This is a genomic window from Nocardiopsis kunsanensis DSM 44524 (assembly GCF_000340965.1).
GTDB classification, from domain to species: Bacteria; Actinomycetota; Actinomycetes; order Streptosporangiales; family Streptosporangiaceae; genus Nocardiopsis; species Nocardiopsis kunsanensis.
Genome location: NZ_ANAY01000011.1, coordinates 120,057 through 133,283 on the forward strand (window position 1 = coordinate 120,057; position 13,227 = coordinate 133,283).

Here is a 13,227-nt window from a genome sequence, read left to right on the forward strand (position 1 = left end):
GCGCCGGGACCCGGCCCTTGGGTCATGACCCATGGCGTTGGGCACATCACTGCGAGTACCCAGGGTCCTAGTGAACATGGGGCCCGTCGTCGGCCCGTCATCCGACGCCAGTTAGTGTGTGAGCTCTTTGCTCGTGTCAGCAGGAACCCGGTGCGAGTCCGGGGCGGTTCCGCCACTGTGAAGTCTCCGAGAAGAGGCCAGCCAGACACTGTCCACGAGCGGTCCGACCATCGACGGGGCGAGAACCCCTGGGGAGGAAGCCGACCATGACGGTACGGGTCGCTCTGCTTTCCACGTCCGACACCGATCTGCTCTCAGCGCGCTCCAGCGGCGCCGCGTACGCGTGGGCCAACCCCTCGCGCGCATCGGAGACCGAACTCACCGACGCCGTCGAGGGCGCCGACCTCGTCGTGGTGCGGCAGCTGGGTTCCCCGCACGACCTGTGGCCGGGGCTGGCCGCGGTCCGCGAACGCGGCACCCCGCTGGTGGTGATCAGCGGTGAACAACAGCCCAGTGCCGAGCTGATGGAACACTCCACCGTCCCGATGGGCGTGGTCACCGACGCCCACCGGTACCTGGCCGAGGGCGGGCCCCTCAACCTCGCCCGTCTGCACGCGTTCCTGTCCGACACCGTGCTGCTGACCGGCGAAGGTTTCGAACCCCCGCACCACGTGCCCCTGTGGGGCACGGCCGAGCGCGAGGGGCCGCAGGACCCGTCCCTGCCCAAGATCGGCATCCTCTACTACCGCGCCCACGAGGCCGGCGGGAACACCGCGTTCGCCCACACCCTGGCCGACGCGATCGACGCCACGGGCCGTGCGGTGGGTGTGCCGGTCTTCGCCGGGTCCCTGCGTTCGGCCCCCGACGACCTGTTCGAGGCACTGCGCAGCTTCGACCTGCTCATCGTGACGGTCCTGGCCGCCGGCGGCAGTACCCCCGCCTCCGTGAGCGCCGGCGGGGACGACGAGGCCTGGGACGTGGAACGCATCGCCGCCCTGGACGTCCCGGTCCTGCAGGGGTTGTGCCTGACCAGCTCCCGCGCCGACTGGGTGGAGACCGCCGAGGGCGTCAGCCCGCTCGACTCCGCCACCCAGGTCGCCATCCCCGAGTTCGACGGCCGCATCATCACCGTGCCGTTCTCCTTCAAGGAGATCGACGAGGACGGGCTGCCCCGCTACACCGCCGACCCCGAGCGCTGCGCCCGCCTGGCCGGGATCGCCGTCTCCCACGCCCGCCTGCGCCACGTCCCGGCCGCCGAGAAACGCCTCGCCGTCGTGCTGTCGGCCTACCCGACCAAACACTCCCGGATCGGCAACGCGGTCGGTCTCGACACCCCCCGATCCCTGGTGCGTCTACTGCGGCGCCTGCGTGCGGACGGCTACGACCTGGGCGAGCCCGACGCCCTGCCCGGCCTGGACCTTCCGGACGAGACCGAGGCCGGCGACGCGCTCATGCACACCCTCATCGAGGCCGGCGGCCAGGACGAGGACTGGCTGACCACGGCGCAGATGACCGAGGCGCAGGTGCGCATCACCCCCGAGCAGTACGCCGCGTGGACCGAGGGGCTCCCGTCCTCCCTCAAGGACGCCATGGCCCAGACCTGGGGGCCGGCCCCCGGCAAGCTCTACGTCAACGACGCCGGCGAACTCGTCCTGGCCGCGCTGCGGGCCGGCAACGTCGTGGTCCTGGTCCAGCCCCCGCGCGGTTTCGGCGAGAACCCCATCGCGATCTACCACGACCCCTCGCTGCCCCCGAGCCACCACTACCTGGCCGCCTACCGGTGGTTGGAGCACGGGTTCGGGGCCGACGCCGTCGTCCACCTCGGCAAGCACGGCTCGCTGGAGTGGCTTCCGGGCAAGGACGCCGCTCTGTCCGCCGACTGCGGGCCCGACGCGGTGCTCGGCGACCTGCCGCTCATCTACCCGTTCCTGGTCAACGACCCGGGTGAGGGCGCCCAGGCCAAGCGCCGCGCGCACGCCACCGTCGTCGACCACCTCGTCCCGCCCATGGCCCGCGCCGAGAGCTACGGCGACATCGCCCGCCTGGAACAGCTCTTGGACGAGCACGCCAACATCGCCGCGATGGACCCGGCCAAGCTCCCCGCGATCCGCGCCGAGATCTGGTCACTCATGCGCGCCGCCGAGCTCCACCGTGACCTGGGTCTGGAGGAGCGCCCCGACGACGAGGAGTTCGACGACTTCCTGCTCGACGTCGACGGCTGGCTGTGCGAGATCAAGGACACCCAGATCCGCGACGGCCTGCACGTACTCGGCGAGGCGCCGGAGGGTGAACCCCGGGTCAACCTCGCCCTGGCCGTCCTGCGCGCCGCCCAGGTCTGGGGCGGGGTCGGCGCCGCCGTGCCCGGGCTCCGATCCGCCCTGGGGCTGAAGGGGGAGGCCCCCACGAACGAGGTCGACGAGGCCGAAGCACGCGCCCGTGACCTGGTCGAACGGATGGAAGAGGCCGGCTGGGACCGTTCCGCGGCGGCAGATCTGCACGAGGACCCCGACGTGCGCCGGGTCCTGGAGTTCGCCGCCGACCAGGTCGTGCCCCGCCTCGCCCGCACCACCGACGAACTCGACCACCTCACCCACGCCCTCGACGGCGGGTTCGTCCCGGCCGGGCCCTCCGGCTCGCCCCTGCGCGGGCTGGTCAACGTGCTGCCGACCGGACGGAACTTCTACACCGTCGACCCGCGCGCCGTACCCTCCCGCCTGGCCTGGGAGACCGGCCAGGCCATGGCCGACTCCCTGCTGAGCCGGCACATGGAGGAGACCGGTACCTACCCCGGGTCCGTGGGCCTGTCGGTCTGGGGCACCTCCGCGATGCGCACCTCCGGCGACGACGTGGCCGAGGTCCTGGCCCTGCTCGGTGTCCGCCCCGAATGGGACGAGGCCTCCCGACGGGTCAAGGAACTCGACGTGGTCCCGCTGGAGGAACTGGGCCGCCCGCGTATCGACGTGACAGTGCGCATCTCCGGGTTCTTCCGCGACGCCTTCCCCCACGTGGTCGCCATGCTGGACGACGCCGTGGCCCTGGTCGCCGAACTCGACGAACCCGACGAGGACAACTACGTGCGCGCCCACGCCCGCGCCGACCTGGCCGACCACGGCGACCACCGCCGGGCCACCACCCGGATCTTCGGTTCCGCGCCCGGCTCCTACGGGGCCGGGATCCTCCAGCTCGTGGAGTCCGGGAACTGGCACGACGACCGCGACCTCGCCGAGGTGTACACGGCCTGGGGCGGTTACGCCTACGGGCGCGGCCTCGACGGGGTCCCGGCCGCCGACGACATGCGCACCAACTACCGGCGCATCAAGGTCGCCGCGAAGAACGTCGACAGCGCCGAGCACGACATCGCCGACTCCGACGACTACTTCCAGTACCACGGCGGCATGATCGCGACGGTGCGCGCGCTCTCGGGCGCCGACCCCAAGGCCTACGTCGGTGATTCCACGACCCCCGACGCGGTGCGCACCCGGCCGCTCGCAGACGAGACCGCCCGGGTCTTCCGTGCCCGAGTGGTCAACCCGCGCTGGATCGCGGCGATGCGGCGCCACGGGTACAAGGGCGCCTTCGAACTGGCCGCGACCGTCGACTACCTCTTCGGTTTCGACGCCACCGCCGGGGTCGTGCACGACTGGATGTACGAGAAGCTCGCCGCCGAGTACGTGCTCGACGAGCAGACCCAGGAGTTCATGCGCCGCTCCAACCCGTGGGCGCTCAACGGCATCGTCGAGCGGCTGAACGAGGCGGCCCGGCGCGGCCTGTGGGCCGAACCGGACCCGGAGACCCTGCAGGCGCTGTCCGAGGTGTACCTGGAGGTCGAGGGCGACATCGAGGAACGCTCCGAATGAGGGTCCGCATCATCGGGATCGGCATGGGCCCGCACCAGCTGACCCCGGAGGCCGCCGCCGCGCTGCGCGGGTGCGACTACGCGGTGGCGGCCCGCAAACGCCGGGACGACGGGCTGTTCGAGCTGCGGCGGGCCGTGTGCGAGGCCCACGGGCTGGAGCTGGTGGCCGTGCCCGACCCCGAACGCGACCGCGACGCCCCGGCCGACTACCGGGCGGCGGTCGCCGACTGGCACGAGGCGCGGGTGCGTGCCTTCGAACAGGTGCTGGCCGAGCGGGGCGGCAGCGCGGCCTTCCTGGTCTGGGGCGACCCGTCCCTGTACGACTCGACGCTGCGGATCGTGGACCGCATCGGCGAACGGGGCGAAGTCCCCGTGGAGTACGACGTGCTGCCCGGGATCAGTGCCCCGCAGCTCCTCGCGGCCCGCCACCGGATCGTGCTGCACGAGGTCGGGCAGCCGGTCCACGTCACCCCGCAGCGCAGGTTGGCGGAGGCCGTCGCCGACGGGCAGGACAACATCGCCGTCATGCTCGGGGCCCGGCCCGCCTTCGAAGGACTGGGGGAGTGGTCGGTCTGGTGGGGCGCCAACCTCGGCACCGACACCGAGGAGCTGGTCGCCGGACGCGTCGCCGACGTGCTCCCGCGGATCGATGCGGCCCGGGCCCGCGCGAAGGAACGGGCCGGATGGGTCATGGACACCGCGTTGTTGAGGAGGCCCTCGTGAACGGGAACCGGACACGGGGCGGGGGTCTGCTGGTGGCCGGTGCGACCTCCGACGCCGGAAAGAGCGTCGTCACCACCGGGCTGTGCCGGGCCCTCGCCCGGCGCGGGGTACGCGTCGCGCCGTACAAGGCCCAGAACATGTCCAACAACTCCATGGTCTGCCACGGATCGGACGGGCGCCCCGCGGAGATGGGCCGGGCCCAGTGGGTGCAGGCGCTCGCGGCCGAGGCGTCCCCGGAGCCCGCGATGAACCCGGTGCTGCTCAAACCCGGCACCGACCGGCGCAGCCACGCCGTTCTCCTCGGACACCCGGCCGGGGACCTGTCCTCCACCGACTGGGAACAGGGCCGCCGGCACCTGGCGAAGGCCGCACACGCCGCCTTCGACGACCTGGCTTCCCGCTACGACGTCGTCGTGGCCGAGGGGGCGGGCAGTCCGGCCGAGATCAACCTGCGCGCGGGCGACTACGTGAACATGGGCCTGGCCCGCCACGCGGGCATGCCCACGGTGGTGGTCGGCGACATCGACCGCGGCGGTGTCTTCGCCGCGCTCTACGGCACGGTCGGCCTGCTGGAGGCCGCCGACCAGGCCCTGATCCCGGGGTTCGTGGTCAACAAGTTCCGTGGTGAACCGGAACTGTTGCGGCCGGGGCTGGAGGACCTCGAACACCTCACCGGGCGCCGGGTGTACGGCACGCTGCCGTGGGACGCCGGGGTGTGGCTCGACTCCGAGGACGCGCTCGACATCGCGGCGCGCCGTACCGACGACGGCGGGGACGCGGGCCGGGACGTGCGCCGCGTCGCGGTGGTACGCCTGCCACGGATCAGCAACTTCACCGACGTCGACGCCCTCGGGCTGGAGCCGGGGCTCGACGTCGTGTTCGCCTCCTCCCCGCAGGACGTGTCCGACGCGGACCTGGTGGTACTGCCCGGGAGCCGGGCCACCCTCGCCGACCTGGCGTGGCTGCGTTCGCGCGGCCTCGACCGGGCCCTGCACGAACACGTACGGCGCGGGCGGCCGCTGCTCGGGATCTGCGGCGGGTTCCAGATGCTCGGCCGGACCATCACCGACACCGAAGGTGTCGAGGCCGGTCCGGGCACGAGCGCGGAAGGGCTCGGGCTGCTCGACGTGTCCACGGACTTCACCGCCGACAAGACCCTGGACCTGCCGTCGGGGACCGCGCTCGGGGCGCCCGCGCACGGGTACGAGATCCACCACGGACGGATCACCGCCGGAAGCGGGGACGAGGAGTTCCTGGGCGGGGCCTGTTCGGGGAACGTCTACGGGACCATGTGGCACGGGAGCCTGGAGGGCAACGCGTTCCGGTCCGCGTTCCTGGACCGCACCCTCGGTCGGGAACCCTCCGGCACGGACTTCCCGGCCGCCCGGGAACGGCGGCTGGACCTGCTCGGGGAACTGGTGGAGCGCCACCTGGACGTCGACGCGCTGCTCGACCTGGCGCGGTCCGGCGCACCCGGCGGGATGCCCGTCCTCGCACCCGGAGGTGTCCGATGAGACTGCTCCTTCTGGGCGGGACCTCGGAGGCCCGCGAGCTCGCCGCGCTCCTGGTGGAGGCCGGCGTCGACGTCACCACCTCACTGGCCGGGCGCGTGGCCCGCCCGCGCCTACCGGTCGGCCAGGTCCGCATCGGCGGGTTCGGAGGTGTCGACGGGCTGCGCGAAGCATTGGCCGACTACGACGCCGTGGTCGACGCCACCCACCCCTTCGCTCTCGGGATGAGCGCCAACGCGGCCGCCGCATGTGCCGGGAACCTCCCCCTGCTCCGGCTGGAACGTCCCCCCTGGGAACCCGACCCGTCGTGGCACTACACCGACACCCACGAAGAGGCCGCAGGCCGGGCCGCCGACCTGGGCGAACGCCCGTTCCTGACGGTCGGCCGCCAGGAACTCGCCCGGTTCGTACCCGCCCTGGGGGACAGGGAGGCGCTCGCGCGGGTCGTGGACGTGCCCGACCTGGAACTGCCCGGCCCCTGGCGCCTGGTGACCGGCCGCGGGCCCTACACCCTCGACGGCGAACGCGACCTGATGCAGGAACACGGCAGCGGCGTCCTGGTCACCAAGGACGCGGGCGGCACCTACACCTGGCCGAAGATGGAGGCGGCACGGCTCCTCGACGTGCCCGTCGTGGTGGTGCGGCGCCCGGACGGCCCCGCGGGGACGACCACGGTCCACGACGTACGGGAAGCACTCACCTGGGTGCTCTCCCGACGATGAGGGCCGCACCCGCCGCGGCCAGGGCGGCGCCCGCGCCCACCCGGCGGGCCAGTGCCGTGCCGCGCGCGACGTCCCGGGGCTCGGCCGGACGACCGTCCCCCAGGACAGGACGGTGTTCGGTCCGGGCCCCGTACAGGTTGGTGCCGCCCAGACGGACCCCGAGCGCGCCCGCGAAGGCCGACTCCACCACCCCGGCGTTGGGGCTGGGGTGGCCTGCGGCATGGTCGCGCCAGGAACGCAACACCTCGGCCGAGCGGCGCGGTGCCGCAGCGGCCGTCAGAAGACCGCTGAGCCGCGCTCCGGGATGGTTGAGCAGGTCGTCCAGGCGCGCCGAGGCCCAGCCGAAACGTTCGTAGCGGGCGTTGCGGTGCCCGACCATGGCGTCGAGGGTGTTGGCCGCACGATGGGCCAGCAGCCCCGGCACCCCGGCCACCGAACCCCACACCAGCGGGGCGACCACGGCGTCGGAGGTGTTCTCCGCGACCGACTCGACCACGGCCCTGGAGACCCCCGAGGCGTCGAGGGCGCTCGTGTCCCGACCGACCAGGGACCTCAGGCGCTCGCGCGCGCCGGGCAGGTCGCCGTCCTCGAGCAGACCGTGCACGGCCGCGGCCTCCCGCTCCAGGGACCGTCCGCCCAGCACCGTCCAGGTGGCCAGCGCAGTGACGGCGGTACGGGCCAACGGGCGGCCGTCGGTGGCCCGCTCCGCGGCGATCCCCACCCCGGCGGCGGCCCCCACGAGGAACACGGTGTGCACGGTGCCGAGGGCACGGGAATCGCCGTACGAGCGGCGTTCCAGGGCGGCCGCGGCGCTGCCGAACCCCGCGACCGGGTGGAACCGGCGGGGATCACCGAGGATCCGGTCGGCGGCGTGGCCCAGGAGGAGGCCGACCGCACGCGCGTCCCTCATGCGTGCACGTCGCACCGGGTCTCCTCCGTGTTCGGAAGGTCGGCCAGGGCCGCGAGCAGGGGGCGGGTGGTCTCCGGCGGACGCACGGCCACGCGGATCCAGGAGGCGTCGAGTCCGGGGAAGGTGTCCGCCCGCCGCACCGCGACGCCCCGTTCCCGAAGGTGCCGGTGGCCCCCGGCCCCCGCACGCACCAGGACGAACGGCGCCCGGGACGGAACGAACGCCACCCCGGCCTCACGCAGTCCGCTCTCGAGCTCGGCGCGCTGCTCCTCCAACGTCAGTGCCCGTTCGGCTGCCTCCGCCGTGGCACGGGCGTCGGTACAGGCCACGGTCGCGGCGATCGCGGGGGTGGAGAGCGACCACGGGGTCTGGGCGCGGGCGAGCTCGGCCACGACGGCCTCGTCGCCGGCGACGTACCCGGCGCGCAGACCCGGGATGGACCAGTGTTTGGTGAGGCTGCGCAGCACCACCAGGCCGGGCAGCGTCTCACCCGCCAGGGACTCGGGTTCGCCGGGGACGGCGTCCATGAAGGCCTCGTCCACGGCGACCACCCGGCCCGCACGGCACAGGCGGCGCAGAGTCTCGGCCGGGTGCAGGATCCCGGTGGGGTTGGTGGGGTTACCGACGACCACCAGGTCGGCGTCCTCGGGAACCGCGCCCGGGTCGAAGGCAAAACCGTCCTCGGCCCGGCAGAGCACGGTCGTGACGGTGTGTCCGGCCTGCTCCAGGGCGGCGTGCGGTTCGGTGAACTGAGGATGCACCACCACCGGACGCCGCCACGCGCGCGCCCGCGCGAGCAGAGTGAAGGCCTCCGCCGCGCCCGCGGTCGGCAACACCTCGCCGGTGCGGCGGCCGTGCCGACGCGCGATCGCCGTCCGTGCGGGTTCCGCGTCGGGGTAGGCGCCCACATCTTCGAGGCTCTCCCGCAGCGCCCGGTCCAGCCACACGGGACGCGGGCCGGCGTAGACGTTCACGGCGAGATCGATGAGCCCGGAGCCCACTTCCCGGTCCCCGTGGTGCCGGAGCGGATCCGCTACCGGCCCTTCCCCGGGCACGGCCGTGGTACCGGCCGCGCTCGGGACGTGTGCGTTCGAGGCGATCGGCGTGGCCGCGCGGGCGGGGGAGACCGGAGTGGCAGCGTGCACCGCGGCGGCGAAGCGTTCCGCCAGATGCGGATGACCGGCCCAGTGGACGTGCAGGTACGAGGCGTGCAAGGTCGGGGACGCGAACCCCTCGGCCACCCCGTCGATCTCCCACGCCGGGGTCCGGCCGCATGCCCCCGGTGTCATCCGTGTGCGGTGGAACTCGTGTCCGGTGACCCGTTCCCCGGCCCGGGTCAGCAACGTGTCCGTGCGGGCGACGGCCTCCGGATAGCGCAACGTCAACCGGTCCGACATCCGCGCGTCCGCGTCCAGTGCCCCGGCCATGGGTTCACCGTCGAGCGTCCGGGACAGGTACAGCATCCCGGCGCACTCGGCGACCGTCGGAAGGCCGGCGTGCACCGCCTCCCGGACCTGCTCCAGCAGCGGCCGGTTGCCGGACAGCTCGTCGGCGTGCGACTCCGGGAACCCGCCACCCAGGTACAGGCCGCGCGTGCCCGCGGGCAGCGCGGTGTCCTCGAGCGGGTCGAAACCCACGACCCGGCAACCGGCGGCGGCCAGCAGCTCTTCGGTCTCGGCGTACCGGAACGAGAAGGCACGGCCGGTGGCCACGGCAACCACCGGCTGCTCCTCGGCGGCCACCACGGTCTGCCCCGTCGCCGGTTGCCTGTCATCCACGGCCGTCCGCGTATGCGCGCCGACGGTTCCCGGCGCGACCCACGGCGACCACGGGCGCGCGTCCAGGTCGGGCGCGGACGCGGCCACCTCCAGCACGGCCTCCAGGTCCACCTGCCGGGCGACGTGTTCGGCCATCCGCTCGACCGCCTGGACCGCACCGCCGCGCTCGGCGGCCGGCACCAACCCCAGATGGCGGGAGGGCGAGGACAACCCCTCGTCCCGACCCACCACACCGAGCACGGGCAGGTCCAACGACCGCACGATCTCAGCGGTGTTGCGGTCCGAGCCCGCCCGGTTCAGGATCACCCCGGCGACCTCGACCGCCGGGTCGTAGGCGGCCATACCGGCCACCAGCGCCCCCACCGAACGCGACATGCGGGCCACGTCCACCACCAACACCACAGGGGTGCGGGTCAGGGCCGCCACGTGCGCCGACGAGGCGAACCCGTCGGTACCCAGCCGCCCGTCGTGCAGGCCCATGACCCCCTCGACCACGGCCACGTCCACGCCGCGCGCACCGTGCAGGAGCAGCGGCGCCACCAGGTCCTCCCCGACCAGGTGCGGATCGAGGTTACGGCCCGCACGTCCGGTGGCCAGGGCGTGGTAGCCCGGATCGATGTAGTCGGGGCCAACCTTGTGCCCGCTCACCTCCAGGCCGCGCCCGCGCAGGGCCGCCATGAGCCCGGTCGCGACCGTGGTCTTGCCCTGGCCGGTCATCGGCGCGGCCACCATGAACCGCGGTGGAGCCGCGGCACCGGTGCTGCCCGGGGGCATCACCACTCGATCCCCCGCTGGCCCTTGCGACCGTTGTCCATCGGGTGCCTGACCTTGCCCATCTCCGTGACGAGGTCGGCCACCTCCGTCAGGCGCGGGTCCGCACGCCGGCCGGTGATGACCACGTGCTGGCGCCCCGGCCGGTTCACCAGGGTCTCCACGACGTCGTCCACGTCGATCCAACCCCACACGAGCGGGTAGGTGAACTCGTCGAGCACGTACAGGTCGTGCCGCTCCTCGGCCAGGCGCCGCTTGATCTCGGCCCACCCCTCGGCGGCGGCCGCCGCGTGGTCCTCCTCGCCGTCCTTGCGGCGGATCCACGACCACCCGGAACCCATCTTGTGCCACTCGACCGGGCCGCCCTCGCCGGTCTCCTCGTGCAGCTTGCCCAGGCGCTCCAGGACAGTCTGCTCGCCGATGCGCCACTTCGCCGACTTGACGAACTGGAACACCCCGATCCCCCAACCCTGGTTCCAGCTGCGCAACGCGAGCCCGAAGGCCGCGGTCGACTTCCCCTTGCCGTCGCCGGTGTGGACGGCCAGCAGCGGCTGATGGCGGCGCTGTCGTGTGGTGAGCCCGTCATCGGGGACGACGGACGGCTTACCCTGAGGCATCAGGCGGCCCTTCCTCTTACGGCACTGTCGAGAGCGTCGGCGTTGACCTCGCCGACCGGCAGGTGTTCGGCCCCCAAGCGGGAAGCAAGGTTCAGGGCCAGGCCCAGGCGCATCGGCCCGGACTCGCTGTCGACCACGACGGTGGAGACCTCCTGGCCCGCGACGTGCTCCGCAGCGGCCAGCGAACGCGCGACGGCGCCCTTGGCGCCGGTGGCCCGCCCGTCGGTGACCACGACCAGCAACGGACGCATACGGGGATCGCGACGCTGTTCACGCCGCAGCACACGGTCGGCCTCCAACAGGCCCTCCGCCAGCGGGGTGCGGCCACCGGCAGGCACGTCCTCCAGCCGGGCCGCGGCCACGTCCACCGAACGGGTCGGCGGCAGCACCAACTCCGCCTCCTGAGCTCGGAAGGTGATGAGCCCGACCTTGTCGCGGCGCCGGTAGGCGTCCAGGAGCAGGGACAGGATCGCGGTCTTGACCTCGCTCATCCGCTTGCGTGCGGCCATCGACCCGGACGCGTCCACGCAGAACAGGATCAGGTTGCTCTCCTGTCCTTCACGTACCGCGACCCGCAGGTCCTGCGGCCGGATCCGCATCCGGTCACCCTCCCTGGGAGCGGCCGCCGCGGCACGCACCGTCTCCACCAGGTGCAGCGAGGTCCCCCTCCCGGAGCCGGGCCGTTCCGAACCGATCCGGCGCCCGCGCCGGCCCACCGCACGGCTGCGCCGGCCCTCGTCCCCTTGGCCCGCACCGTGCACGGAGAGTTTGCGGGGACGGTAGGGGGTCGTGGACCCGATCGTGCTCGTGGGCCCCTCCGACGAGGGAGGGGAGACATCGCCGTCCTCCGCACCCTCGGCCGCCTCCTGCGGGGGCTCCGTCGGAGGGAGCGCCTCACCGTCCGGGGCCTCGTCCGTGCCGTCCGGGGCCTCGGCGCTCTCCGGTCCCGGGGAGTCCGGCCCGGTCTCCTCCGGGCCCGTCTCCTCGGGCGCTTGCGATTCCGGCGGGTCCGCGTCGGCGGGACCGGTGTCCTCGGACCCTTCCGAGGGGTCCGGCGACTCCGGGGGGTCCGGCGGCTGCGGCGGGTCCGGGGGCGGATCCTCGTCCCCCAGGACCCGGTCGAGCAGCTCCTCGTCCAGCCCGGGGGCGTCGAACGGGTTGCGTCGGCGACGGTGCGGCAACGTCAGCAGGGCCGCGCGGCGGATGTCGGCGCGCGTCACCGTCTCCCGGCCCTTCCAAGCCGCGTGCGCGACCGCCACGCGTGAGGTCACGATGTCGGCCCGCAGACCGTCCACCTCGAAGGCCGCGCACACCTCGGCGATCTTCAACAGCGCGGCCTCCGACAGGTGCACCCGCTCCAGCGCACCGCGCGCCTTCGCGATGCGGTCGGCGAGCGCCTCCTCGTCGTCGTGGTATCGGGCGGCGAACCCCTCGGCGTCGGCGTCGTAGGCCATCCGCCGGCGCACCACCTCCGCACGCGCGGCAGGATCGGTCGGCGCGCTCACCTCCACGGTCATGCCGAACCGGTCCAGGAGCTGGGGCCGTAGCTCCCCCTCCTCCGGGTTCATCGTGCCGATCAGCAGGAAACGGGCCGCGTGCTCCACGGAGAAGCCGTCGCGCTCCACCGTCACCCGGCCGGTCGCCGCGGCGTCCAGGAGCAGATCGACGAGGTGGTCGTGGAGCAGGTTGACCTCGTCCACGTACAGGAGTCCGCGGTGAGCACGCGCCAGCAGACCGGGTTCGTAGGCGACCTTGCCGTGCGTGAGCGCCTGCTCCAGATGCAAGGAACCCAGGACCCGGTCCTCGGTGGCGCCCACGGGCAGGTCGACCAGGCGCACCGGCCGGCTCTCCACGTCCGTCCCGGGGCCGAACGGCCCGTCGGGGGAGTGTTGCGCGGGGTCGGTGGGGTCCACGGAGAAACGGTCGCCCCGGTACACCTCCACCGGGGGCAGCAGCGAGGCGAGCGCGCGCACGGCGGTGGATTTCGCGGTGCCCTTCTGTCCCCGGACCAGTACACCGCCGATCTCCGGGGAGACACTGGTGAGGACGAGGGCAAGTCCGAGATCGTCGAGCTGCTCGGAGTCGCAGCCCACGATCGCGGAGAAGGGATAATGCGCAGGCCACTGAGGCATGGTGAGGCTCCCGCTCGTGTTCGCCATCGGTCGGAGGGCGGGCGCGAGGCCGGTCTTCGGACTTGTCGGGTCCCCTCGAACGGGGCCCGATTCACCGCAGCGGGCCTGTGCCGGACTCTCACCGGCTTCCCAGATTCTCCCCGGTCGCCGTAGCCGCCGTTTCCGACGGTTGGGGTCCCGGGGCACCTCGTGCCTGTTCCCGCCACG

At 73.3% G+C, this 13,227-nt stretch carries 8 protein-coding genes and 2 riboswitches; of the genes, 4 read left to right on the plus strand and 4 right to left on the minus strand.

The window, feature by feature from the left end; genetic code table 11:
- The first annotated feature begins 98 nt into the window (after positions 1-98).
- Positions 99-231, plus strand: a riboswitch (cobalamin riboswitch).
- 35 nt (positions 232-266) lie between these two features.
- From cobN to D456_RS0109255, 4 genes are read left to right on the plus strand one after another with little or no spacing between them, the layout of a single operon-like run.
- Positions 267-3,857 (plus strand): cobaltochelatase subunit CobN, encoded by a 3,591-nt coding sequence (cobN, locus tag D456_RS0109240; RefSeq protein ID WP_017575892.1) that lies wholly within the window; start codon positions 267-269, stop codon positions 3,855-3,857.
- Positions 3,854-4,579, plus strand: a complete 726-nt coding sequence (gene cobF, locus D456_RS0109245; protein WP_017575893.1) for a precorrin-6A synthase (deacetylating) — start codon at positions 3,854-3,856, stop codon at positions 4,577-4,579. The genes cobN and cobF overlap by 4 nt, the downstream gene beginning before the upstream one ends.
- Complete coding sequence (locus tag D456_RS0109250; protein WP_204366771.1) at positions 4,540-6,093, plus strand: cobyric acid synthase; 1,554 nt, start codon at positions 4,540-4,542, stop codon at positions 6,091-6,093. Before cobF ends, D456_RS0109250 begins: the two co-directional genes overlap by 40 nt.
- Positions 6,090-6,812: a cobalt-precorrin-6A reductase gene (locus tag D456_RS0109255; protein ID WP_017575895.1), complete on the plus strand. Its 723-nt coding sequence runs from the start codon at positions 6,090-6,092 to the stop codon at positions 6,810-6,812. Before D456_RS0109250 ends, D456_RS0109255 begins: the two co-directional genes overlap by 4 nt.
- Here D456_RS0109255 and D456_RS0109260 read toward each other — a convergent pair.
- From D456_RS0109260 to D456_RS0109275, 4 genes are read right to left on the minus strand one after another with little or no spacing between them, the layout of a single operon-like run.
- Positions 6,787-7,722 (minus strand): cobalamin biosynthesis protein, encoded by a 936-nt coding sequence (locus D456_RS0109260; protein ID WP_017575896.1) that lies wholly within the window; start codon positions 7,720-7,722, stop codon positions 6,787-6,789. The genes D456_RS0109255 and D456_RS0109260 overlap by 26 nt on opposite strands.
- Entirely contained in the window at positions 7,719-10,274 is a 2,556-nt protein-coding gene (locus D456_RS0109265) for a cobyrinate a,c-diamide synthase (RefSeq protein ID WP_017575897.1), read from the minus strand. Before D456_RS0109265 ends, D456_RS0109260 begins: the two co-directional genes overlap by 4 nt.
- Complete coding sequence (gene cobO / locus D456_RS0109270) at positions 10,274-10,888, minus strand: cob(I)yrinic acid a,c-diamide adenosyltransferase (protein ID WP_017575898.1); 615 nt, start codon at positions 10,886-10,888, stop codon at positions 10,274-10,276. The genes D456_RS0109265 and cobO overlap by 1 nt, the downstream gene beginning before the upstream one ends.
- A complete protein-coding gene (locus tag D456_RS0109275) occupies positions 10,888-13,020 on the minus strand; it encodes a VWA domain-containing protein (protein ID WP_017575899.1) in 2,133 nt (710 codons plus the stop codon). The genes cobO and D456_RS0109275 overlap by 1 nt, the downstream gene beginning before the upstream one ends.
- 47 nt (positions 13,021-13,067) lie before the next feature.
- A riboswitch (cobalamin riboswitch) is annotated at positions 13,068-13,178 on the minus strand.
- Positions 13,179-13,227: the final 49 nt, after the last annotated feature.